The following is a 23,082-nucleotide window of genomic DNA, read 5'->3' as shown; positions in this document are numbered from 1 at the left end:
CTTAATTTAAGTTTTTCTTATTTTGCTCCTTCTTACAAAAAAAACAAATAATCTAATCCGAATGAGCAATAACAGAAGAGATTTCTTAAAAATAAGCGGGCTGGCCGGCCTGGGCCTGGCAGGAGCGGGTTTACCTGGACTGGCGAAGGCGGGTGCCGGCGGCGCCGAGACCATCCAGCAACAAATTGCGCGAAGCCAGCGGCAGCAGCGGTTCAATATGAGCGGTTATGCAGCCCCGAAGCTGGAAACCGTACGCATAGGTTTTATAGGGCTTGGCCAGCGAGGGCCGGGCGCAGTGAACAGGATGAGTCATATCGAGGGCGTGGAAATCAAGGCCTTATGTGATATTCGCCCCGACCGGGTGGAAAAGGTAAAAAAGTCGCTGGAGGGCACTGATCATAACCCGGACACCTATTCAGGAAGTACTTTTGCCTGGAAGGAGATCTGCGAACGGGAAGATATCGACCTGGTTTATATTGTTACCCCCTGGGACTGGCATACACCCATGGCCGTTTACGCGATGGAAAACGACAAGCATGCGGTAAGCGAAGTGCCCATAGCCACTACCCTGGAGGAATGCTGGCAGTTGGTAGAAACATCGGAACGCACTAAAAAGCATTGCGTGATGATGGAGAACTGCTGTTATGATTTCTTTGAGCTGATGACCCTGAACATGGCCCGGCAGGGCTTTTTCGGGGAGATCATTCATGGGGAAGGGGCCTATATCCACAACCTGCTGGACCTGAATTTTAGCAAGGAAGGGTATTACGACATGTGGCGGCTGAAAGAGAACTTCCGGAACGGGAATCTTTATCCTACACATGGCCTTGGGCCCATCTGCCAGGTGATGAACATCAACCGGGGAGACCAGATGGATTACCTGGTATCCCTTTCAAGCAATGATTTTCATATGGCTGAAAAGGCCCGCGAACTGGCGGAGGAAGATGACTTTTTTGCCACCTACGCCAATAAGCGTTTCCGGGGAAATATGAATACCACCAGCGTTCGTACCAAAAACGGCCGCAGTATCATGATCCAGCATGATGTGACCTCGCCCCGCCCGTACTCAAGGATCCACCTGGTAAGCGGAACCAAGGGCGTGGCCCGCAAATGGCCTTCGCCGGCAAAGATCGCACTGCAACACGAATGGATTTCGGAGGATGAATTCAAAAAGCTGGAAGAGCAATACACGCCGGAGATCGTAAAAAAAGTAGGCGAGATGGCTAAAAAGATCGGCGGGCATGGAGGAATGGACTTTATGATGGACTGGCGGCTGATCGATTGCCTGCGCAACGGCCTGCCGCTTGACCAGGATGTATATGACGGCGCGCTCTGGAGTGCGATCACTCCGCTAAGCGAATGGTCGGTAGCCAATCGTTCCAATTCCGTTGACGTTCCGGACTTTACGGCGGGCTCGTGGAAAACGAATAAACCGGTAGACCTTTCGCTGGAAGGCGGTGGCACCACTAAGGTAAAAGCCTGAATATGAAACCTGCTTCATTGTTAGGATGTGCGGTGGCCCTGGCGGCTCTTCCTTACGGCGCTATGGCTCAGTCGGCACGCGGGGCAGAGAAGCAGGGCCTTCATTATGAAGCCATCCTGGCCGACGGGCATAACGACGTCCTTTCCTCTTCCCTGATGCGGGGATTGAAACTGGAAGATGACCTTCGCGGAAAAGCGCATTCAGACCTGGGCCGCTTTGCGGCGGGCGGCGTAGACGTCCAGGTTTTTTCGGTATGGTGCGGTGATAAATATACTTCCGAAGGCGGGTTTGAGCGGGCGAATGCTGAAATAGATGTCCTGGAGAAAACAATCGCGCGGAACGCGGCACGCATGGAACTGGTGACCAGCTATGAGGAGCTGAGGCGCGTAGTAGAACAGAAAAAGCTGGCGGCAATTATCGGGGTGGAAGGAGGGCATATGATCAATGAGAACTTAGCCTGCCTGGACAGCTTGTATGCCCGCGGCGCACGTTACCTGACGCTTACCTGGAACAACAGCACTTCCTGGGCAAGTTCAGCACAGGATGAAGTGCTTCACCCTGAAAATCTGACAGTCAGAGGATTAAGCGAATTCGGAGAAGAAGTGGTAAGACGCATGAACGAACTGGGCATAATGGTGGACCTTTCTCACACCGGCGATTCTACTTTTTGGGACGCCATGAAGATCGTTGAGCGGCCGGTGATCCTTTCCCATAGTTCCGTATATGCGCTGTGTCCCCATTACCGGAACCTGAAAGATGAACAGATCAAGGCGGTAGCCCGGAACGGAGGCCTCATCTGCGTGAATTTTTATTCGGCTTATATCGACCCTTCCTATAATCGAAAAGTAAAAGCCCTGGTAAGAAAATATCCCGGGGAGGCCGATTCACTCCGGCAATCCCTTTCTTCCGATTATGCTATTGGTTCGGCAATTCTGGAAATGCACCCTTCCGAGGCGGAAGCGCTGCGCGCCCCGTTTTCGCTGCTTATTGACCATATTGATTATATCGCGCGCCTGGCAGGCGTTGATCACGTAGGCCTGGGATCGGATTTTGACGGGATCAGTTCCCTGCCGGAGGGGCTGGACGATGTGTCTGATTACCCGAAGATCACCAGCGCATTAAAAGAGCGTGGGTACTCTGACGAAGATATCCGGAAGATACTTGGAGAAAATTTCCTGCGGGTTTTCCGGGCAAATACATCCCCTTAGCGACCCTCTATTGAGCCATGACAATCAATTGCCATCTTAGTGCTGCGTCCTCACTATGGCTGGTTTCCGAACAGGCGGGAGAAGAAGCCTGCAGGTTCCAGCAATAACTGATATGTGACCGATATCATCCGTACCTGCTGTTCCAGGTGGCCTTCCTGCGCTTCTATGTTGATATAGGGAAGGCCTTCCCATTCGGCATACACGGAAAGGGATCCATCATCTGTGGGGTTTTTACTCTGGAGGACTACATTTATATCTTTCCTTTTATAAAAGCGGTAGTACCGGCTCCTGGTTACCACGACGAAATCGTCGGCATCCGCTCCGGACGCCAGGTAAACTTTCCGGGCTTCCTTATCATAAATAGCTCCCGGGAGATAAGATTTGGCGGAAAAGTTATCCTCGGTATTGTTGTGAAGGGTGATGATGCAAGGGATATTAGCGATATCGTAGACTTGCAGGAGGCTGTCGGCAAATCCTGCCAGCGCTTTTTCTGCCTGGAGCCCGGTACTTCCGTAACGCTTCAGGGTGGCTTTTCTGCCTTCGGCCGTAAACATGCGGTTGGGGTCAAACTGGTAACTGCGGTTGCCGGTTGGAAATTTTACCAGGCGTTCCCCGCTGTGCTTTAGCTCCACCAGCCGCCCGCCCTTTTCCTCCATCACTTGCAGGGCTGCTTTTACCGCCGTGTTTTCATCGTCATGAAGATTCAGGAAATGCACCGGGCCTTCCTGATCCCCGGTGATCAGCACGTGGATAAGCGTATCTCCCAGGCCTATGCTGCAAACTTCCTGTGCAGCAGCGGGCCGCAAATGAATAATACTTAAAAGTACCAGGCTTAAAACGATACTTCTCATTCCATTAAAAATTGGGTTTCAGTACGTATTTCTCGTAGAACCGGACCACGTGTTCAACGGCTTCTTCCGCCGTATCTACTATCCGGAACAGGTTCAGGTCCTGGGGGCCGACGTTATTTTCGCGATCCAGCACTTCTTCTTTGATCCAGTCAATTAGGCCGCTCCAGAATGATTTTCCAACGAGGATAATGGGAAACTCTGCAATTTTGCTTGTTTGAATAAGGGTGATGGCTTCAAATAGTTCGTCCATGGTACCGAAACCTCCCGGCAGCACAATAAAACCCTGGGAATACTTGACGAACATGACCTTGCGCACGAAAAAATAATCGTAGTTCATGAGTTTATCCTTGTCGATGTAAGGATTGGAATCCTGCTCATGCGGAAGATGGATGTTCAGCCCTACCGATTTACCGCCGTTCATCTGGGCGCCCTTATTGGCCGCTTCCATGATCCCCGGCCCGCCGCCGGTAATGATCCCGAAGCCGCGGCTGGTAAGTTTACCGGCGATTTCGGTAGCCATTTCATAATATTTATGACCTGGTTTCGTGCGCGCCGACCCGAAGATAGATACGCAGGGGCCAATCCGGGCCATTTTTTCAAATCCTTCCACAAATTCCGACATCATTTTAAATATCTGCCAGGAATCATTTACCTTAATGCTCTGCCAGTCCTTTTGTCCGAATGCCTTTCGTATTGCTTCTTCGCTGTTCATTTATGCTTGCGTGTTTATCGCGGTTTTATGACCCGCCTGTTCTCCCCGTTTGGAAATAATGATCAATCCCGCGTAGGTCAGTATCCCGTTCAATAATATCAGTTCGTTCCCGATCTCATACCCGTTCAGCCATTCCGCAGAATTCTTATCCAGGATAAAACATAACAGGGGCGCAAAGATACAGATCGCCGGGACAAATTTGTCGATGACTTTTCTTTTGGCAAACAGGCCGAAGGAGAAGAGCCCCAGCAGTGGGCCGTAGGTATAGCCTGCCAGAATAAGTACGGTATTGATGATCGCATTGTCATTCAGTACCCGGAAGACAAGGATCACCAGGAGCAAAACAACGGCAAAGCCCAAATGAATACGCTTCCGGATCTTTGTTTTTTGTTGCTGCGAATAATCCTGCCTTGCCTGCATATTCAGAAAATCTATGTAAAAGGAGGTGGTCAGGGTAGTCAGGACAGAATCAGCGCTGGAAAAGGTAGCGGCCGTAAGGCCCACTATAAATATCAGCCCTGCAAACATGCCCAGGTGTTCCAGTGCAAGCGTGGGGAAGAGGTTGTCACTTACCTCAGGAATGCTGATGCCCATTTTTACGGCATAGGTGTACAGGAGTACGCCCAGGCAGAGGAAAAAGAAATTCACGATGAACATCACGATGCTATACGAGTAGATATTCTTTTGCGCATCCCAGAGACGTTTGCAGCTCAGGCTTTTTTGCATCATATTCTGGTCAAGCCCGGTCATGGCCACGGCGATGAATACGCCGGCAAGAAATTGCTTCCAGAAGAAAGAGGTGGGTTTCGGATCCCAGAAAAAGGTTTTGGAATAGGTGCTTTCCGCCACCGTGTTAACAAGGTCGAAAAAGCCCAGCTGAAGTTCATTGCTGATGGCTACAATGGAAAGGACTACTGCCAGCAGCAAAAAGCCGGATTGCAGCGTATCTGTCCAGACCAGGGTTTTTATCCCTCCCTTGTACGTGTACACCAGCATGAGTGCGATGATAATGGTCACCGCCAGCCAGAAAGGAATGCCCAGGGCGTCAAAAACAAATAACTGGATCACGCTGGCAGTCAGGTAAAGCCTGGCGGCTGCCCCCAGCGTACGCGAAAGCAGGAAAAAGAAAGCGCCTGTTTTTTGCGCCCAGGCGCCAAAGCGGGTATGAAGATAACTGTAAATGGACGTCAGGTTCATTTTATAGTAAAGCGGAAGCAGTACCGCTCCGATAATAAAATACCCGAAAATATAACCGATCACCAGTTGCAGGTAGGAAAACTGCGCGGAGCCGACGGCTCCCGGCACGGAAATATAGGTAACTCCTGAAAGCGAGTCAGCCAGCATACCGAACGCCACCGCAATCCAGGGCGAGGCCTTGTTTCCCCGGAAATATGCGTCATCATCCGCGTTTTTGCCGGTAATCCAGGCTATAAGCAGCAAAAGTCCGAAATACGCGACAATGCAGGAGATAATAAAAATTGGTGACATCCAGGTTAATTTGCAGGTTAAGATGAAAATAATTTCACACAAATAAAAATCAAAACAGTTTCTTTGCAAGTATATGAACTTTTCGTCCAAACTATTGGAAGAGGCCGTGGCGGAGGTTGCCAGGCTGCCTGGAATAGGAGAAAAAACGGCGTTGCGAATGGTGCTTTTCCTGCTTAACCGCCCCGAACAGGAAGTGGAAAGGTTTGCCGGCGCTCTTTTGAAGCTAAAAAAGGAAGTCAACTTCTGCAGCGAATGCGGAAATATTTCCGATGCGCCTCTCTGCAGCATTTGTACGGCGCCCAAACGTGACCGGAGCCTTATTTGCGTGGTGGAAGACAGCCGGGATGTGATGGCCATTGAGAATACCCGGCAATACAAGGGCCTGTACCACGTGCTGGGCGGATTGATCTCGCCGATGGACGGCATCGGGCCTTCCGATCTGCATATTGGCAAACTGCTGGAACGCGCGGGAAAAGGCGAAGCCAAAGAGATCATTCTTGCACTCAGCGCCACCATGGAGGGAGACACCACCGTATTCTACCTGTATAAAAAACTCAAAGATATCCCCGTCCTCCTCTCCAGCATCGCCCGGGGCATCGCCTTCGGAGGAGAAATAGAATATGCGGATGAGGTAACCCTTGGGCGTTCCATTCAAACCCGGGTGCCTTATAAGGGCGAAGCCTGACGCGACCCGCCCGGTCCGCCCCAAGCCCATCGTCAGAGGTTCCGGCCGCCGCGGCCCCCGGCATAGTGCCATGGCAACCCGCAATGATGTTGCCCGCGGCGATGCAACGGTGGCAAATCCGCCGCTTAAATTTAATTCCGGCTCAGCCGTACCCTAATGGTTCCGGCGCCGTTGGTGAATGCCTCTGCGGGAAGCCTGATCTCGAGCCGCTTCAGGCCCTTGATCTTTCTGTCAAGTTCAAGCGGTGGAGGATCGAGTGAAATCACCGAAACGGGAATGTCCGGGTGGGAAAGATTTTCCAGCCTCAGCTGCTTTCCATCCTGGCTAAGAATGGCTCCCCGCCTGGTGATCTCTACATCCGAAGTAGTTATTAATTGCCATGTTACCAGCTTCGTAGAGTCGGTTATTTCAATGGTGTCTTCAATTAAAAGCGAATGATCGTTCTCTTTGGTGAAGCGCCTGACGGCGCTTTGCAGGTGATCTCCGAAAGCAGCTGTGAGATCAAAGGCCGCTTCAGGTCTTTCGCCGTTCTTAAAGTCTGCCAGGCCGGCATGCCCATCCACGGCGTGCAGAGCGTTGTTCACCGTCAGGGTACTGTGCCCGAAATTGTTTTTTGTGAGCAGTGTCCATCGCTCGCAATCCTGGCAGCTTCCCCAAAGGTTAAACCCTGTTTTTTCCAGCTCATGATAAGCCTGGTTTCCCGGGTCAATGGCCCATCGCACGCCATCCAGTTCAAATACAAAGGAACCGGCATCCATATTCCCGTGATTGTTGGTTCCCCGCCCGCCTTTCGCTCCCAGGTAATAATTCCCCGGATCTTCCGGGCCGCCCCTGAAAATGACAACGGGGTTGGGCCCTTCTCCCTTCCACACCAGGGGAAGAGCGGTTTCATCCCTGCTTTCAAAAGCGGCCAGCCACACCAGGCCGGCCCCCGCGTGCCTGGATAGTTTTTCCATTTCTTCCGGCTTTTGAAGGAAGCGTTCTTTTTCAAAGTAAATTTTATTTCCGGTTTTAGCGGCAAACCAGGCCAGAACCAGGTCGCCGTTTTCACTCCTTTCATCACCGCAGTCTGAAAAATTATAGTACCAGCCTGACGGAGCAACGCTTAGCAGGCGGAAGTCGGCGCTTTCCATGAAGGCGGGATAGGCGGACAGCCCAAAATCGGTTCCGAACGCGCTTTCCAGTATAGAAGCGGTAAGGACCGAAAAGCTGGTGCCATAACTCCAGTAAGTGGAGCCCTCCGGGTACACGCCGTCAGGCCCGTATGCTTCCAGGGCATGAGGAATGCCTTCCAGCGCCCTGCTGATGGTTTTCGCTGCCAGCACGGGATCCTGGTCCGCAATCACGAGGGAAGCGGCGATCATGCCGGCATTGCATACCTGGTTCCAGTTATTGTCCCCGTTTATCCAGCCGGTATTTCCTTTTTTATTATAACTGGGTTTGATGCCCTTTTCGATCAGCGCTTTCTTCGCCAGCGTTACCGTGCTGTCAGGAAGTGACGCTCCCGCCCAATCTACGGCCAGGGCCACGGCCATGGACATTTCTGCGACATCCAGGTAATGGGAAGGGTTCCAGTCGCTGAAATTGGATACCGCGTTCAGTTCCTCATTGATCCGGGTAAGTACGGCAGGATCTTCTTCCATGCGGTAGACCATGCAAAGAATGTTCATCCTGTACAGCATTTCCCGTGATACGGACAGCAGCCTTCTGCCCGTCACGATCCTTTCAAGCAAAGGCTCCGTGAGTATTCCGGCAGCATTCAGTTTAATGGCCTGGTACATGTTCTGCACCACCGGGTCGATTTCGAGCTTGCTTTTTAAACGGGCTTCCAGTTCAGGGCTTAGCAGCAGGCGCGGGGAACTTTTGCGCAGGTGTTTCTGCAGGTAGTCCGCCGTGACGGGGTTTTCCAGGCTAAGGGAATCAGTCGCCGGCGTTTTTATTTCTGTCACTATTTTTGCCGCAGCAGTCGGGGCCGTTGCTTCCGGCCGTCCTGCTGTCCCGGCCGGTGCTGCCAAAGCCGGGGATGTCGCTGCCGCAGCCGGGGGCATAGCCCCGGGCCCGGCTGCTTCCGAAGCTGCCGCAAGCGGGGCCGTTCCGGCCGGCAGCAAGAGGATCAGTATCAGCCATTTCCTTAGCCGGAAAAGATTATTTGCCTTTTTCATATTGTTTCAAATTTCCTTGTTTATCAAACGCTTACCATCCTGGGTTTTGGCCCAGGTTCGGGTTCTGTGCAATTGAGCTCAATGGAACCGGCCATAAATAATGTTTGCTTTCATCAAATACCGGGTTTTCCCAATCTGTTCCCTTATATACGTCAATATACGTGTTTCCGGATAGCGGGTCAACAGAAGACTGCACGGTTGCACCGGGATAACGGGTAATGGCGGCAGCATCCCATCGGATCCCCATGGCAGGGATCTCCAGTTTCTTGCCCTGCTTCCAGCGTTTAAGGTCTTTATAGCGGTGGCCTTCCATGAATAACTCTACCCGCCGTTCCCTGCGGATCTCCACGATCAGCGGGGGCACGCCGTCGGCGGTATACCTTGGGTCTGCCGGGACGTTTCCCCGCACCATATGAGGCATAGCCACCCGGTCCCGAAGGAGGTTAATACTGATGTCCAGATCCTGCTGGGAAAGCTCGCCAAGCTCAGCAAGCGCTTCGGCATAGTTCAGGAGGACTTCGCCAAAACGTAAAATAATAGCGGGGGATTCGGCCGTATTATACGCTTTCCCGATCATATCGGCTGCATTATAATGTTTGATGATATGGTAGCCCGTAGTGGACCGGTATCCCCCTGACATGCCTGTCAGACGAGGGTAGGGCCGTCCGTCGGCCAGGTGATACTGGTATTTTCCGGCATCCTCCGGATGAAGGACCGTTTGCCGCAGCCTGGGGTCCCTGTTTACGAAGACATCTTCAATTTGTGCGTCGCCCTGGTAGAGCGGGGAAAGGGAAACGGGCAGTCCGTCCGTACACAGGTAATCTTCCACTAAACTTTTGGTGGCCCCACCGGCGTATTCAAAATAGCTTTGCACATGGTTGGTGAGTACGCCCAGCTGGTATTTCCGCCAGTACATGACTTCAGGGTTTCCCGAAAGGTCAAGGCTGCGGTGATAGGCGTTATAATCATTTTCCGGATCGCCGGTATTGTATAAGGAATAAGGGCCATTGTCCATTATTTCCTTTGCGGCGTTGGCTGCTTCCCGGAGCCACATTTCTGCATCGCTGCCGCCGTGGTACTTTCTCCAGGTTCCCTCGTAAAGGCAAACCCGGGACTTTACCAGCAATGCACACCATCGGTTCAAACGGCCGGGAGCGTTTCCGTCTTCCCAGTCATCGGGAAGGTTTTCGGCGGCGAAGCTAAGGTCTTCCAGCACTTTCAGCATGGCCTCTTCCCGTGGCGTCCGGGCCGCATACAATTCTTCGGATTCCGTGTCCAGCGGTTTGTCCACCCATGGCACATCCCCGAATTTCTGCACTTTTTCCGCGTAGAACCAACCCCTGAACAATCTTGCTTCCGCGGCGTATTTGTTGATCACTTCCTCTTCCAGGGGCGCCTTGCTGTAATTGGCAAGGCCTACATTGACAGCCCTTACAAAGTTCCAGCCTTTGTAACCGAACCATTGCGGATCAGTTGGAATATTGTGTTTGCCGGCGCGTACCTGCTGGAAAAAAGTATGGCGGTCGTGCCTGGGCGCCATATTGTCGGAAAATTCATCCTGGAACCAGATACTTCCGAAATAGCTTTCGAAATTCTGGTAATGCCCCATCAGGATCGGCACATTGTCATCGTTCCGAGCAAGGTCATACAGGCTGTTATTGTATACCTGAAGGTCGTTTTCGGAATTCCAGAAAGTTTCGCTGCTGACTTCGTCCAGGGGTTTTCTTTCAAGGAATTCATCGTTGCAGGAGGCAGCAAAAAACGCGGTGAGGATCAGCAGGCTCCATTTTTCTATATGCTTTTTCATAATTATTTCTTTTGTCAGAATGTTAGGCTAAGACCAAGGCTATAGATACGCTGCAGCGGATATTCGATCGCTCCGTTTGTATCAAATGTGGTGTTTTGAATGGATTCGGGATCCAGCGGTTTCCGTATGGGGGAGTATTCCCAGAGGTTCATTCCCGTGAAGTAGATCCTTGCCTGGCCAAGCCCGGCCTTTTCCAGCAGGTGTGCGGGAAGATCATAGCTAAGCATGATGTTCTTCAGCCTGATATACCCTGCGTTTTGCAGGAAACGGGATTGCGTTTGGATATTTTTCTTGTCGTTCGTTGAAATATGCGGCGCCGCGAAATAGGCGTCCCGGTTGTCTTCGCTCCAGGAATCGGTAATGAAATACCTTTCGATATGCCCTGCATTGAAAGGGAAGAACCAGGTCCAGTTGCCGGACGTAGGCCAGTGGTCCCGTTGCCAGTAACCCTGGAAAAAGGCGGACAGCCGGAAGCCCCTGAAGCCGGCGCCGGCATTGACGCCGAAACTGTACCTCGGGTTCTCATTGCCAATGATTTTCCGGTCGCCGGGGTCGGCCAGTGTGTTGCTTCCCGCGCTGATGACACCGTCCCCGTTGAGGTCGGCATAGCGGATGTCTCCCGGTTTCCAGTTGGCGCCGATATTGGACTGGTCCGGAGCGTTTGCAATTTCTTCTTCCGACTGGAAGATACCTACCGTTTCATAGCCCCAGATATCTCCCAGTTTCTGCCCGACGTAAAACTCGGAAAGCGCCCCGGTAGGATTATCATAGCGGGTAATCTCTGCCGTCCAGTCTGACAATGAAAGAGTAAAATTATAATTCCAGTCCTGGTTTATCTTGTCCCGCCAGGTCAAAGCCAGCTCCCAGCCGGTTGTTTTAAGATCCGCTGCATTGGACTGCGGCGCGTCCGTTCCGAGTATATCCGGGTATTCCACATCCATCAGCATATCCTTGGTTTCCCTTGTATAGACATCGAAGGAGGCGTCCAGACGGGAGTTCAGCAGCGTGATATCCAGGCCAATGTTTTGAGAAACAACGGTTTCCCAGGTAAGGGTAGGGCTTACCAGTCCCGGCGCGGACACGTAGGGGATAAGGCCGTCGTCCATGATATAGGGTGATGTGCCGATCCCCAGGGTAGCAATGTATGGATAATAGTCATCGCCAAGCAGCTGGTTACCCAGGGTTCCGTAGGAAGCCCTGATCTTGAGGTTATTCAGCCAGTCGCCGGCCCCGGAAAGAAAGTTTTCATTAGAAATTCTCCATCCGAAGGAAACTGAGGGAAAAAAGCCGAAGCGATCCTCTTTCGGGAACCGGGACGTTCCGTCATATCGGCCGTTGGTTTCCAGCAGGTACTTATCCTTATAAATATAATTCAGCCGGTAAAAAGCTCCCCGCAGAGATACATGTGAACTGTTGCCAAAGGTTTGCTGGGTGCCGGTAGTGGCATTGATATCGGTGATCGAGGGATTGATCAGCGAGCGCGCCTGCGCCCTGGTGAATTTATTCATTCCCCATTCCTGGTTGTAGCCTACCATGGCTTTAAAGTAGTGATCCTCCAGGCGGTCATAAGTGTATTCGGCAAAGGTGTTCAAGACGTAATACTGGTTATGATCCGTCCGTTCATCGATCCAGTCATCACCGCTGAACCCGTTACTTATCGGGTTGGGGTCAGTGAGGTCTGTGGAAACAATATCCACCTTGCTGGCCACATCCTGGAAATTCCGGTGGAAAATATTATAGGAAAAGTTAGCAATGACTTTTAAGCCCTGTACCGGCGTTAATGTAGCTCCGGAGGTAAGCCAGGTGTCGTTATTGGTGAAAGTACTGCGGCCGCCATTCAACAGGTAGGGAAAAAAATTGGTGCCGCCAAAGTACATTCCGATGTATTGTTCGTACTGTTCCCGGTCACCGGGGCTGAGGTAATAATCCAGGTCGGGAAATTGTACCGGCATAATGGGACTGACCCTGGCAAGGGAATTGATATTCACATCCCAGTTATAGAAATGCGGCTTGTCGCTGTTCTGTGCGTTAAATACGATCTTTTCATCCAGCGTGAGCCAGTCATTGATCTTGAACTCGCCCTTCATCAGGATATTATAGCGTTTGAACTCCTCGTTATTGTAGCGCAGGTATCCATCCTTGCTCAGGTAGCCAAAAGAAACATAATAGTTGGCGTTTTCTGACCCTCCGGAAATGGTAAGGTCATGCTGATTGGTTGGCGCAGCGTCGGTCATGATCTTATCCTGGTAATTATTAGCGCCGTAGAATCGGAATACTCCGTCCACTACCGCCCACTCGGGAGCTGTTTGCGGGTTTTCGGACCAGGCTTTGGTGCCGGCTACCATGTCTTCGTCATAGCGCGGCACACCGTTGGTACGCATATTTGCCTGGTTCCAGGCAGTGACCACTTCATAAGGGTCGGTTACGGGATCCATGTTAAAAATAGGCTTTGCCAGCGACCATTGCGTATTCAGGGAGATCTTTACTTTTCCCGCCTGTCCGCTTTTGGTTTCTACCAGCACTACTCCGAAGGCCGCCCTGGCACCGTAAACCGCCGCCGCTGAGGCATCTTTCAATACGCTGATGCTTTCAATGTCACTGGGATTGACGCGGTTGAGGTCCATCGGGACCCCGTCCACCAAAATCAGCGGAGACCCTCCGTTGATAGATTCATATCCGCGGATATTGAAATCAATGGACTGGGAAGGGTCCCCGTTGCGCGGGGTAATATTGAGGTTGGGAATAACGCCCTGCAACCCTTCTCCAACATTGGCGATAGGCCGGTTTTCCAGTACCTCGCCGCTTGCCGTTCCTACAGCTCCGGTTAGGTTTACCTTTCGCTGGGTGCCGTAACCGACTACGACCACCTCGTCAAGGGACTGGCTGCCCTGCGCTAATTTTACGTTTACCGGCTGCCCGGTGCGGGCGCTTATTTCCCTGGTCGTGTAACCAAGGAAGGAAAATACAAGGACTGCCTGGCTTTCTTCGCCGGCTAATACAAAGTTCCCGGCGGAGTCAGTAGCTGTCCCCGATGTTCCTCCTCTGATGTTTACGGAAACTCCGGGAAGAGGTGTTCCGCTGATGCTGTCCCTGACGGTTCCCGAAAATTGCTCCTGGGCCCGGGAAACCAATGACGTGCATAGGATGCAGCAAATGCACATCCATTTTCTGGTCTTTTGTTCCATGTGCTATGGTTTTGGTCATTAAAAATTTAAAAAATCACGAGTAGAGTTTCTCTCAATCGATTTAAAATTATTAATGTTTATTCCGGAACTTAAGAGGAGCCGGAGAGTTTTGGTGCAAAAGACACTCTAAGTTAACTGATGGTAAAGTAAAAAACAAACGTTTGCACTACTTTTCTAAAAAATCTTACAGCCAAAAAATTATCTTTGGAAAATGGAGCTAAAAGGGAAAACCGTCCTTATTACCGGCGCATCCTCGGGTATCGGGAAAGCTTGCGCCGAGCGGTTTGCAGAAGAAGGGGCAAACCTGGTGCTGGGAGCCAGGCAGTACGTAGCGCTTTGCGCCATCACCCGCGAATTGGAAGAAAAATACGGTATCCGGGCGGTGGCCGTTCAAACGGATGTATCCAGGGAAGAAGATTGCCGGCTGTTTGTGGAACAGGCCCTGAGTACGTTCGGCGGAATAGATGTTCTGGTAAATAATGCCGGGATCAGTATGCGGGCTTTGTTCCGGGATCTTGATCTGGCGGTTTTGCGCAAAGTGATGGACGTGAACTTCTGGGGAACTGTTTACTGCACCAAGTATGCTTTGCCTGCTATTATTGAAAGCCGGGGTTCTGTGGTTGGCGTTTCTTCTATTGCAGGTTACAAGGGGTTGCCGGGCCGCACGGGCTATTCGGCCTCGAAGTTTGCCGTGCAGGGATTTATGGAATCGCTCCGCATTGAGAATCTCCGGAAGGGCGTCCATGTAATGGTGGCCTGTCCGGGTTTTACGGCCTCGAATATCCGTAATACCGCCCTGGTAGCCGATGGTTCACTACAGGGACGTTCCTCGATGGAAGAAGGCAGCATGATGAGCGCGGAGGAGGTTGCCGGGCTGATCGTGAGAGGGGTCCAGCAGCGCAGGCGCGACCTGATCATTACCGGGCAGGGGCGCCTGACAGTTTTTATGAGCCGCTTTTTCCCAAAACTGACCGACCGCCTGGTGTATAAACATTTTACAAAAGAAAAAGACCCGCTGATTAAATAACCATGCTTAAAGCCAGTTCCATCAAAAAATCCTACGGGGATCTCCTTATCCTGAAAGACATTGACCTGGAGGTGAAAAAAGGCGAAGTGATCTCCATTACCGGTCCGTCCGGCGCCGGAAAGAGTACCCTGCTTCATATTATCGGTACGCTTGATAAACCTGATTCAGGGAATGTGACCATTAACGGAATGGATATCAGCCGCCTTGGAGAAAAGAAGCTGAGCGCTTTCCGAAACCGCTTTATTGGTTTTGTCTTCCAGTTCCACCATCTGCTGCCGGAGTTTACCGCCCTGGAAAATATTTGCATGCCGGCCTTTATTGCCGGGAAAACCTTACCGGCGGCCGAAAAAGAAGCCAGGCGGCTCCTGGATATGCTTGGGCTGGGGGGCGGTCGGGGCATAAGCCTTCTGAGTTGTCGGGCGGGGAGCAGCAGCGCGTAGCCGTTGCCCGTGCGCTGATAAATAACCCGGCGCTGGTGCTTACCGATGAACCTTCGGGAAATCTTGATTCCAAAAATTCAGGGGAGCTGCACCAGCTCTTTTTTGACCTTCGTGACGAATTGGGCCAGACCTTTGTGATCGTCACTCATCACGCGGAACTGGCTGCCATGGCGGACCGCCGCCTGCAGATGCAGGACGGGAAGATCGTTTCCGGAAGCGATCAATAATTATACAGCGGCTGCCGTCTCAAGGCCCCGGAGGTCTACCGGCACCACCCTGGAGATTCCCTGCTCTACCATTGTTACCCCGTAGATCACATCCGTGCTGGCAATCGTACGTTTATTGTGAGTCACCACAATGAATTGGGAGTCTTTGGAGAACTCCCGGATAATATTATTGAACTTGTCAATATTGGTATCATCCAGGGGAGCATCTACTTCATCAAAAATACAGAAAGGAGCCGGCTTGAGCAGGTACAAGGAGAAGAGAATGGCTGTGGCGGTCAGTGTTTTTTCCCCGCCGGACAGCTGGTTAATGGAAAGCGGTTTCTTTCCTTTAGGCCGGGCCACGATCTCTATTTCCGACTCCAGGGGCTCGTCCGGCTTTACCAGGAAAAGATCGCAGGAATCCTCCTGGTTGAAAAGCGAACGAAATACGTTCCGGAAATTCTCCTTGATCTGATTAAAGGCTGCCAGGAACTGATGCCTTGCCGTATCGTCAATCTCCCCAATAGTACTCAGCAAAGAAGCCTTGGCTTCAAGAAGATCGTTTTTCTCCCTGGAAATGAATTGGTAACGCTCATTCATTTCATTGAACGCTTCCATTGCCATGGGGTTAATGGCGCCGAAATTATCGAGCTGATTTTTTAGTTTTTCGGCTTTTGCCGCCAGTTCTCCTTCATCGCCCTGAGGTGTTTCTTCCTGTTCCAGCAGGTCTTCGATATCAATGTTAAAATTGACCGATAATCTTTCCTTCAGCGAGTTGAGGTCTATTTTTAATTGTGTTTTTTTATCCTTCAGTTCGGAAGAAAGAAAGTCAGCCTGTTCCTTCCGGCGCCGCAGCAGGCTAAGCTGCTCTTCCACCTGGCTGATATTCCCCTTGGTGGCATAGTGATCTTCTTCCGCTTCCCGGAGGCCCTTTTCCATTTCCTCCTTTTGGCTGTACATGGACTGAAGGTCTTCATCCGCTCCGTCTTCCATCTGCAGCAATTCTGCAATTCCTTTGCGGGTACTGTCCAGCTCAGCGGTATTTTTTTCTATCCGTTCCTGGTAGCGCTCCACATCGGCCTGTTTATAGTCCAGGTCCTTCAGTAAGCCGTCCAGCTTATTTTTTTGCTGGTGAAACTGGATATTCTGCTGGTTGAATTCGCCCGAAACCGCGTTTACCTTGTCGCTGACTTCTTTGAAGTCTTCCTGGGCCCGGAGCTGCCTGCTGCCGGCCTGCAGCTTTTCTTCTTCAAGTACCTGCAGCCGGGGCTGCAGCTCCGCGAGAGAATCACGGTATTGGCTGAGCTTCTGAACAATGTCTTCCTTCCGGAGCGCGCTGCTGCCGATAAATTCCCGGTACTGGCTTTCTTTCGTTTGCAGGGTAAGTAATTCGTTTGAATAGCGGCTCAGTTCCGTGCGGAGATCGGCAATTTCTTTCTTTTTCGTGCTTTCTTTCAGCCGGATGTATTGCTGTTCCAGTTCCCCTGTTTTTGATGCGAGTTCTTCGAGCTGGGTATCTAGTTTTTTGATCTCTTTTTGCAATACCTCCAGGTTCCTTGCCCGGCCAATGCGTTTACCCTCAAATAACCCGACGAATCCGCCGGAAATACTGAATTTTCCCTTTGCGTATTTTCCCGACTCGCTGAGAACCGTCACCGGGTAAGCTTCCGGATCAAAGCCAGCTTCCTTCTCTTTGGAAAGTAGATAGACGCCCTGAAGAAGATAGTGGCACAGGGGCTGGTATTTTTCTTCGCTTTCGATGATTTCCAGCGCGGGGAGTAAGTCCTTTATTTCCACCGGAGGCAAGGCTTCATACTCTTTGAATGCTTCCAGTACGAAAAAATTAGCCCGGCCTCTGGAAGCATCGCTAAGAAGGGAAATCGCCTGCATGGCCTCCTTGTAGCTTTCCACTACATAATAGTTCATGTAAGGCTCCAGGTAATTCTCAATCGCTATCCGGTAGGCCTCCCTGCAAAACAGGATATCAGAAAGAAGGGGGGCCTTTTTCGCCCATCCGGCGTTTTTCCGGAGGAATTTTATGGATTCCGGGTAGCCTTCCAGGTTATCAACCAGGCTCTTGGTAAGGTGGTATTCATTTTGTTTTGCATCCCGCAAACGTCCTGAAACGGCCGTTTTCTCCTTTGTCTCCCTGATCTCTTCTTCGGTTTGCAGCAGGCGGGCGACCAGGTTCTCTTCCGTTTCAAGCGCCTCCTGCAGGAGCTGTTCCCTTTCGCGTACCAGCTTGTCCAGCCTGGAAATGGAAGCGCTGAATCCCTGCAGCTCGTCTTCTTTTTCCCTTGCGTCGCTGGTGGTGCGCTGCAATTCCTGTTCAAGTGTTTGGGCCTGTATTGTCAGGATATCCTTTTCCTTCTCCGCCTGGTAGGCTTCTTCCTGGAGGCGTTTTGCTTCCGTTCCGGCCTCTTCAAGCCGGATCCTGCTTTCCCGGTGATCTTCGCGTAAGGCTTCCAGGCGGGCTTTCAGGACCGAAAGCTGCTGCTCCGCTGCTGCCAGCAGGTTGCTTTCGGTTTCTCTCCCGGTTTCCAGCTGGATAATATTTTCCCGGCTGCGCTCCATCCAGAGTTTATCGCTGGAAAGCTCGGCCAGCAGACGCGATTCTTTTTCCTGCCGGAACTTCAGCTGTTCGTTCTTTAGTTTCTTTTCGCTTTCGTACTGCCTGATGGAGGCTACGTATTCGTTGGTGGCTTTCTGCTGTACGGAAAGGTTTTTTTCCTTCTGCAGGCTCAGGCGTTTTTCTTCCTGCAATACCGCTTCCAGTTTCTGGCTTTCGGTTTGAAGGCGCAGCAGTTCATCCTGCTGCTGCTGTTCCTGCTTTTGAAGTTCCTCCAGGGACTGGCGAAAGGCATGGATGCGGAAAGAGGCAAGGGCTACGCTCGTTTCTTTGTACTGGTCTTTGAGGCGGTAGAACCGTTCGGCTTTCTTTGCCTGGTTTTCAAGGGTCTTTAGGTTCTTTTCAATTTCGAAAAGAAGGTCTTCTACCCGGGAAAGGTCAGACTCGGTATCTTTTAACTTATTAAGTGTTTGCTTTTTACGAACTTTATATTTAGAGATACCTGAAGCTTCTTCAAAGAGGGCGCGCCTGGAATTATCCTTGTTGTTCAGGATCTCTTCGATCATTTTAAGCTCAATGATGGAGTAAGAATCCGGGCCGATGCCTGTATCCAGAAAAAGGTCGGTAATGTCCTTTAATCGGCATTGCACATCATTCAGGCGGTATTCGCTGTCGCCGCTGCGGTACAGCTTGCGGGTAATCGTGACCTGGCTGAATTCCGTCGGAAGGACATTCCTCGTGTTGTCAAAGCTGAGGGAAACTTCGGCAAGGTTACTGGGTTTGCGGCTGGATGTTCCGTTAAAGATAACGTTTTCCATTTTTTCGGAACGAAGCATGCGGGTGCTTTGCTCGCCCAAAACCCAGCGGATGGCGTCCACTACATTTGACTTTCCACAGCCGTTTGGCCCTACGATGGAGGTAACCCCTACGTCAAAATTAATGATTACCTTGTCTCCAAAACTTTTGAAGCCCTTAATTTCCAGCGATGTAAGCTTCATACTGACTTTAACACGACACGTTGACCTGCACGTTGAGACACGGGATTTGGTTCTTATTAAGGGGATAAATATCTTTACTAAATTATTTTTATACAAATCCAATTTATCAACAGTCCGCTTTCATGGATCTTGAAACCATTATTCCCCTGGTCATTGTAGCAGTTGCTTACCTGTTCAAGGCTTTCGAGGGCGCCAGGAAAAAGGAGAAGGAAAAGCCGCGTCCGCTTCCCAAAAGGCCTGCCTCGCAGGCGAAACCGGTTGTTTCTCAGCGGCCCGGGACTCCTGCTGTTCCCGTTCCGGGCGACCGCGTACCGGAAGGCCGCTGGTGGGAAGAAAGCGATACGGTTCCCGAAGCGGAGGCCCGTTCGCTGGGGGAGGAACTTTCCGGACAGGAAAACGAGCGGCGGCAGGAAAGCACCTGGCAGGAGGAAAGGTCCCGGAATCCTGAAAACGCCTGGTCCCGACAGCGCGACAGCCCGCTTAAACAGGAGTTATCCCGGGCCTTTATCCGGGCAACTGACACGGCAGCCGGAGCGGAAGTTCCCGCTGAAGTGCTGCGCCTGCGCGAAGCGCGGCGCCTGGCGGCTCCGGCGGAAGGAGCGCGGGTTGCTTTGGAGCCGGAAGAAAGCCATGAATATGCGAAGTTTGACCTGGAAGACGCCGTAATTAAGTCAGTGATCCTTGAGCGGCGCGAATTCTAATAATCTCCACACTTCTGATATGCGAGCGGTTCGACGGAAAATCAATCTTTTATTATTTGTTATCCTTTTATGTCAGGCTTGCCAGGAAGGTACGGAACTTCCGCCCCTTGAACCGCAATATCCTTATCCGGAAGAGTTTGTTTCCCTGTCCGGCCAGGAGGTCATTGCCCGTAACCGAAAAGGGACTGGCGTTTTTAACGGCGGGTTCGGCTCTTCGATAGTCGCTGTTCCGGGCGAAGAGGGGGCTTTCTACCTGCTGACGGACCGCGGACCTGTGGTGGATGCGGCCAACCCGGATGAAAAAGTGTTCATCGCAAAGAGATTCAACCCGCATATTGCGAAATACAAGCTGGCCGGTGATTCCATGCGCATGTCTCTCCGGATCAGCCTGAATATGCCGGCAGGAGAGGCAAGCGGGATACCTAATCCGCCGGTAAATGATGTTCCCGGCCTGGGGGCTACGGGAGAAATCGCACTTGATACGCTGGGGCGCGTAATTGAGCCGGATCCCAATGGAATCGATCCCGAAGGGCTGGCGGTTGCCCGGGACGGCACCTTTTGGGTGAGCGAGGAGTACGGACCTTCTCTTCTTCATTTTTCGGGCGGCGGGCAATTGCTTGAAAAGCTGACGCCCTTTGAAGCCGATTCTGATGCAATCCTGCTGCCAAGGGTTTTTGCCCGGCGGCAGGCTGGAAGGGGCCTGGAGGGATTGACCTTTACTACTGACGGGAAACGACTGGCAGCTATTATGCAGGCGCCGCTGAATAACCCGAATGCGGCGGCAGGGGCGGGCTCGCAGAATACCAGGATTCTGCTGATCGATCCGGAAACCGGGGAAAGCGTCCAGTATATTTACCCCATGCTGAATGACGGTACACTTGTTTGCGACATCAGGGCTATCAGTAATACTTCATTCCTGGTGCTGGAAAGGGATGATAAGTTGCCCGGCGACCCCGCAGACCCCGCCCGCTATAAGCACATTTACCTGGTGGATATTTCAGAGGCAAGCGATATTTCGGACCCCGAGAACGGAGAAGCGGGAAAATTGGTCAACGGAAAGACCATGGAAGAGCTAAGCGAAGCGGAACTCGCTTCAGCAGGCATAAAAACCGTTTCCAAGGAACTCCTGGTGGATCTGCTGAAGGAATTCCCGGATTATCCACATGATAAACCGGAGGGGCTTGCCCTGATCAGCAGCCGGAAGATCGCTGTGATTAATGATGACGATTATGGCATCCGTTCACAAGCGCCTGCTGACGGAAGCTACGTACCAAAGATACTTCCGCTTAGCGAAACCATTGACAGGACGATGATCTATTTTATTGAACTGCCTTCTCCAATTCTTCCATAAATTCCTTTCCCCAGCGCTGCACGTCATAATAGCTTACCGTTTCGTAAAGCCGTTCCATGCGCAGGGACCGTTCGTTTTCGTCCATGGTAAGCGCGTGAAGAAGCGTTTCTTTCAGGTTTTTGCTATCGTAAGGATTGGTCAGGATGGCATAGGGAAGTTCCACCGAAGCGCCCGCAAATTCTGACAATACCAATGCGCCGGAGGGTTTTTCCTTCTGCCCCTGTACGGCAATATATTCCTTGGCCACCAGGTTGAGCCCGTCCCGGAGAGGTGTGATCCAGGCCACATCGGCGATGGCGTAATAAGTGATGACCTCCTCGAAAGGGACGGAACGGAAGAAATAACGGATGGGCGTCCATTCAAGGCTGGAATAACGGCCGTTTATCTTTCCGATCGCCTGATCGAGTTCTACCTGTATCTTGTCATAGATCTTCATCCCCTGTGCCGGCGGGGTGCATATATTAATGAGTTCGATCTTTCCGTGGAACTCCGGGTACTCTTCGAGAAACTCAGCGAAAGCGCGGATCTTTTCCAGCGGGCCTTTCACGTAGTCCAGGCGCTCAATGGAAAGAATAATGCGTTTTCCCTTCGTTCGTTTTAAAAGTTCGGCAATCTGCTTCTGCGTTTTATCTTCCTGGTAAATGCGTTTTATATTCGCTACGTTCACGCCGACAGGCTGGGCTCCAAGGCGGATCTTTTTACCGGCTACTTCAATTTCCTTGGTCATTTTATCAATCCCCAGCGCACAGCTGTAAGTAAGGAACTGGCTGGCGGCGTTTACCTGGGAGTGGACCGTTACGGGGGCATGGCTTTTTACCACGTCCACGAAATTTTCGATATAGCGCGGGATATGGAAGCTCAGGAAGTCGCATTGCAGCAGGCTGCCGATGATATCCCTTCGCCAGGGTATTATATTAAAAATATCGGCCGGGGGGAAGGCGGTATGATGAAAGAAGCCGATCTTGAGATCCGGCCGCAGGGCCCGCAGGTATCCCGGCACCATCCAGAGGTTGTATTCGTGGATCCAGACCAGCGCCTCGTGGTCGGCTTCCTCGGCTACCCGTTCGGCAAAGAGGCGGTTGACCTTCAGGTAGGTTTCCCAATGATCGTGGTTGAACTTTGCCTTGTCAATGAACGAGAAAATGACCGGCCAGAAGGCTTCCTTTGAGAATACCTTATAAAATATATCAATATCCTTTTTCCCCAGCGGAACGGCTGAAGCGATCAGGTTGGGATACTTCTCTTCATCAATGTAGTTTTTTGTACTCCCGACAGGCTGTTTGCGGCTATGTTCTTCCCAGGCAATCCAGGCGCCGGAACGCCCGTCCTCGAAAAATCCAAGCAAGGAAGGAATAATGCCGTTGGGGCTCTTGGGAGGGACGCGCTTTACCTGCCCGTTTATTTCCCGCTTTTCATAAGGCAGGCGATGATAAACCATCAGCAGCTGCGTTTCCTCGCCGTGGGCTTTTGTTACCGGGACACGCTCAGGCTCCCGGTAGAATGACTTGAATTCGGAAAAGTGCTGCATGGCTTCCAATATTCCACCGGCGCCGGGACTTTTGGCCTGATACACATTTTCCTTCCCGGATGTAGACTGGCTTAGGGCTTTTTCGGCCGCCCCCACAACGACTCCCTTGTAACCGGTTTCGTAAAGGGAAAGGTCGTTCATGGTATCGCCGGCAACCAGTACCTGGTCTTCGGGAAAACCCATCATTTTAACCAGCTGCTTTAGCGTATGCCCCTTATTGATGCCGCCCGGAAGAATGTCCAGGTATTTTCCGGCCGATAACAATACGTCGCATTCGTATTCTGCGGCGAGTTTCTTTACTTCGTCCAGGGCCAGGTTGTCTTCGTAATAAAAGGAACAGCGCCGCTGCTGGGGCACTTCCTGGTAGGTAAGGCCTTTGACCTTCCGTAGTTTTTTCCGGAAAAGCAGCTTTCCCGGCCATTTCTTTTCGATAAGGGATTGGATGGGTTCTATGGGTTCGAGCGTACGGCCGTTCAGCAGGGTAGCCCCCACATCCGAGATGATATAGTCGGGATTCGGGATCAGGGAATCATTGAGAAGCGGAAGTACACTCTCCACGCCGCGGCCGGTGACAAAAGCCAGCCTGATATCTTCATTGTCCCTGATAAGACGGTATAGTTTTAATTTGTCGACACTTTTCCCGCCGAGAAAGGTGCCGTCCAGATCGGTTGCAAGTAACAT

General features: G+C 51.6%; 14 protein-coding genes and 1 pseudogene. 7 read left to right on the top strand and 8 right to left on the bottom strand.

Annotation, left to right across the window (positions count from 1 at the left end; genetic code table 11):
- The first annotated feature begins 61 nt into the window (after positions 1–61).
- Together FRZ59_RS13765 and FRZ59_RS13760 are read left to right on the top strand one after the other, a co-directional pair.
- A complete protein-coding gene (locus FRZ59_RS13765) occupies positions 62–1,483 on the top strand; it encodes a Gfo/Idh/MocA family protein (protein WP_132128408.1) in 1,422 nt (473 codons plus the stop codon).
- A gap of 2 nt (positions 1,484–1,485) precedes the next feature.
- On the top strand, positions 1,486–2,691 hold the full coding sequence (locus tag FRZ59_RS13760) for a dipeptidase (protein ID WP_132128407.1): 1,206 nt from the start codon (positions 1,486–1,488) through the stop codon (positions 2,689–2,691).
- Between the two features lie 53 nt (positions 2,692–2,744).
- Here FRZ59_RS13760 and FRZ59_RS13755 read toward each other — a convergent pair whose 3' ends face one another.
- Genes FRZ59_RS13755 through FRZ59_RS13745 form a run of 3 tightly spaced genes read right to left on the bottom strand, consistent with a single transcriptional unit; the run spans position 2,745 to position 5,742 of the window.
- Positions 2,745–3,542, bottom strand: coding sequence for a hypothetical protein (locus tag FRZ59_RS13755; protein WP_132128406.1), 798 nt, complete (start codon positions 3,540–3,542; stop codon positions 2,745–2,747).
- Positions 3,543–3,546: 4 nt separating this feature from the next.
- Entirely contained in the window at positions 3,547–4,254 is a 708-nt protein-coding gene (locus tag FRZ59_RS13750) for an LOG family protein (protein WP_132128405.1), read from the bottom strand.
- Positions 4,255–5,742 (bottom strand): sodium:solute symporter, encoded by a 1,488-nt coding sequence (locus FRZ59_RS13745; RefSeq protein WP_132128404.1) that lies wholly within the window; start codon positions 5,740–5,742, stop codon positions 4,255–4,257.
- Between the two features lie 73 nt (positions 5,743–5,815).
- Between FRZ59_RS13745 and recR the strand changes: the two genes are divergently transcribed.
- Positions 5,816–6,427: a recombination mediator RecR gene (gene recR, locus FRZ59_RS13740; RefSeq protein WP_132128403.1), complete on the top strand. Its 612-nt coding sequence runs from the start codon at positions 5,816–5,818 to the stop codon at positions 6,425–6,427.
- A 131-nt stretch (positions 6,428–6,558) separates the two neighbouring features.
- On the opposite strand, the gene FRZ59_RS13735 is transcribed toward recR, so the two are convergent.
- Genes FRZ59_RS13735 through FRZ59_RS13725 form a run of 3 tightly spaced genes read right to left on the bottom strand, consistent with a single transcriptional unit; the run spans position 6,559 to position 13,581 of the window.
- Complete coding sequence (locus FRZ59_RS13735) at positions 6,559–8,589, bottom strand: heparinase II/III domain-containing protein (protein ID WP_207910236.1); 2,031 nt, start codon at positions 8,587–8,589, stop codon at positions 6,559–6,561.
- Between the two features lie 31 nt (positions 8,590–8,620).
- The gene (locus FRZ59_RS13730; protein WP_132128402.1) at positions 8,621–10,396 is read right to left on the bottom strand and encodes a RagB/SusD family nutrient uptake outer membrane protein; all 1,776 of its coding nucleotides are present in this window, start codon (positions 10,394–10,396) and stop codon (positions 8,621–8,623) included.
- Between the two features lie 14 nt (positions 10,397–10,410).
- Positions 10,411–13,581, bottom strand: coding sequence for a SusC/RagA family TonB-linked outer membrane protein (locus FRZ59_RS13725; RefSeq protein WP_132128401.1), 3,171 nt, complete (start codon positions 13,579–13,581; stop codon positions 10,411–10,413).
- 211 nt (positions 13,582–13,792) lie between these two features.
- Here FRZ59_RS13725 and FRZ59_RS13720 point away from each other — a divergent pair, with 211 nt between their 5' ends.
- Positions 13,793–14,608 carry an SDR family oxidoreductase gene (locus FRZ59_RS13720; protein WP_132128400.1) on the top strand — a complete coding sequence of 272 codons (816 nt, stop codon included), beginning with the start codon at positions 13,793–13,795 and terminating at the stop codon, positions 14,606–14,608.
- 2 nt (positions 14,609–14,610) lie between these two features.
- Positions 14,611–15,275, top strand: a pseudogene (locus FRZ59_RS13715) (ABC transporter ATP-binding protein).
- Here the strand turns inward: FRZ59_RS13715 and smc are convergent.
- Positions 15,276–18,821, bottom strand: coding sequence for a chromosome segregation protein SMC (gene smc / locus FRZ59_RS13710; protein WP_132128398.1), 3,546 nt, complete (start codon positions 18,819–18,821; stop codon positions 15,276–15,278).
- Between the two features lie 122 nt (positions 18,822–18,943).
- Here smc and FRZ59_RS13705 point away from each other — a divergent pair, with 122 nt between their 5' ends.
- The gene (locus FRZ59_RS13705) at positions 18,944–19,522 is read left to right on the top strand and encodes a hypothetical protein (protein WP_132128397.1); all 579 of its coding nucleotides are present in this window, start codon (positions 18,944–18,946) and stop codon (positions 19,520–19,522) included.
- 19 nt (positions 19,523–19,541) lie between these two features.
- A complete protein-coding gene (locus FRZ59_RS13700; protein ID WP_132128396.1) occupies positions 19,542–20,873 on the top strand; it encodes an esterase-like activity of phytase family protein in 1,332 nt (443 codons plus the stop codon).
- Here FRZ59_RS13700 and ggpS read toward each other — a convergent pair.
- Positions 20,842–23,082, bottom strand: coding sequence for a glucosylglycerol-phosphate synthase (ggpS, locus tag FRZ59_RS13695; RefSeq protein ID WP_132128395.1), 2,241 nt, complete (start codon positions 23,080–23,082; stop codon positions 20,842–20,844). The two genes, FRZ59_RS13700 and ggpS, sit on opposite strands and share 32 nt — an antisense overlap.

The sequence above is a fragment of the Anseongella ginsenosidimutans genome, from assembly GCF_008033235.1.
Classification (GTDB): domain Bacteria; phylum Bacteroidota; class Bacteroidia; order Sphingobacteriales; family Sphingobacteriaceae; genus Anseongella; species Anseongella ginsenosidimutans.
Note: the sequence above shows the minus strand (reverse complement) of the source record. Positions and strands in the feature narration are given on the sequence as shown.

Excerpts from the sequence above, each read along its gene's own strand:
- FRZ59_RS13765 (WP_132128408.1), top strand. The coding sequence starts at position 62 with ATGAGCAATAACAGAAGAGATTTCTTAAAAATAAGCGGGCTGGCCGGC.
- FRZ59_RS13760 (WP_132128407.1), top strand. The coding sequence starts at position 1,486 with ATGAAACCTGCTTCATTGTTAGGATGTGCGGTGGCCCTGGCGGCTCTT.
- FRZ59_RS13755 (WP_132128406.1), bottom strand. The coding sequence starts at position 3,542 with ATGAGAAGTATCGTTTTAAGCCTGGTACTTTTAAGTATTATTCATTTG.
- FRZ59_RS13750 (WP_132128405.1), bottom strand. The coding sequence starts at position 4,254 with ATGAACAGCGAAGAAGCAATACGAAAGGCATTCGGACAAAAGGACTGG.
- FRZ59_RS13745 (WP_132128404.1), bottom strand. The coding sequence starts at position 5,742 with ATGTCACCAATTTTTATTATCTCCTGCATTGTCGCGTATTTCGGACTT.
- recR (WP_132128403.1), top strand. The coding sequence starts at position 5,816 with ATGAACTTTTCGTCCAAACTATTGGAAGAGGCCGTGGCGGAGGTTGCC.
- FRZ59_RS13735 (WP_207910236.1), bottom strand. The coding sequence starts at position 8,589 with ATGAAAAAGGCAAATAATCTTTTCCGGCTAAGGAAATGGCTGATACTG.
- FRZ59_RS13730 (WP_132128402.1), bottom strand. The coding sequence starts at position 10,396 with ATGAAAAAGCATATAGAAAAATGGAGCCTGCTGATCCTCACCGCGTTT.
- FRZ59_RS13725 (WP_132128401.1), bottom strand. The coding sequence starts at position 13,581 with ATGGAACAAAAGACCAGAAAATGGATGTGCATTTGCTGCATCCTATGC.
- FRZ59_RS13720 (WP_132128400.1), top strand. The coding sequence starts at position 13,793 with ATGGAGCTAAAAGGGAAAACCGTCCTTATTACCGGCGCATCCTCGGGT.
- smc (WP_132128398.1), bottom strand. The coding sequence starts at position 18,821 with ATGAAGCTTACATCGCTGGAAATTAAGGGCTTCAAAAGTTTTGGAGAC.
- FRZ59_RS13705 (WP_132128397.1), top strand. The coding sequence starts at position 18,944 with ATGGATCTTGAAACCATTATTCCCCTGGTCATTGTAGCAGTTGCTTAC.
- FRZ59_RS13700 (WP_132128396.1), top strand. The coding sequence starts at position 19,542 with ATGCGAGCGGTTCGACGGAAAATCAATCTTTTATTATTTGTTATCCTT.
- ggpS (WP_132128395.1), bottom strand. The coding sequence starts at position 23,082 with ATGTTACTTGCAACCGATCTGGACGGCACCTTTCTCGGCGGGAAAAGT.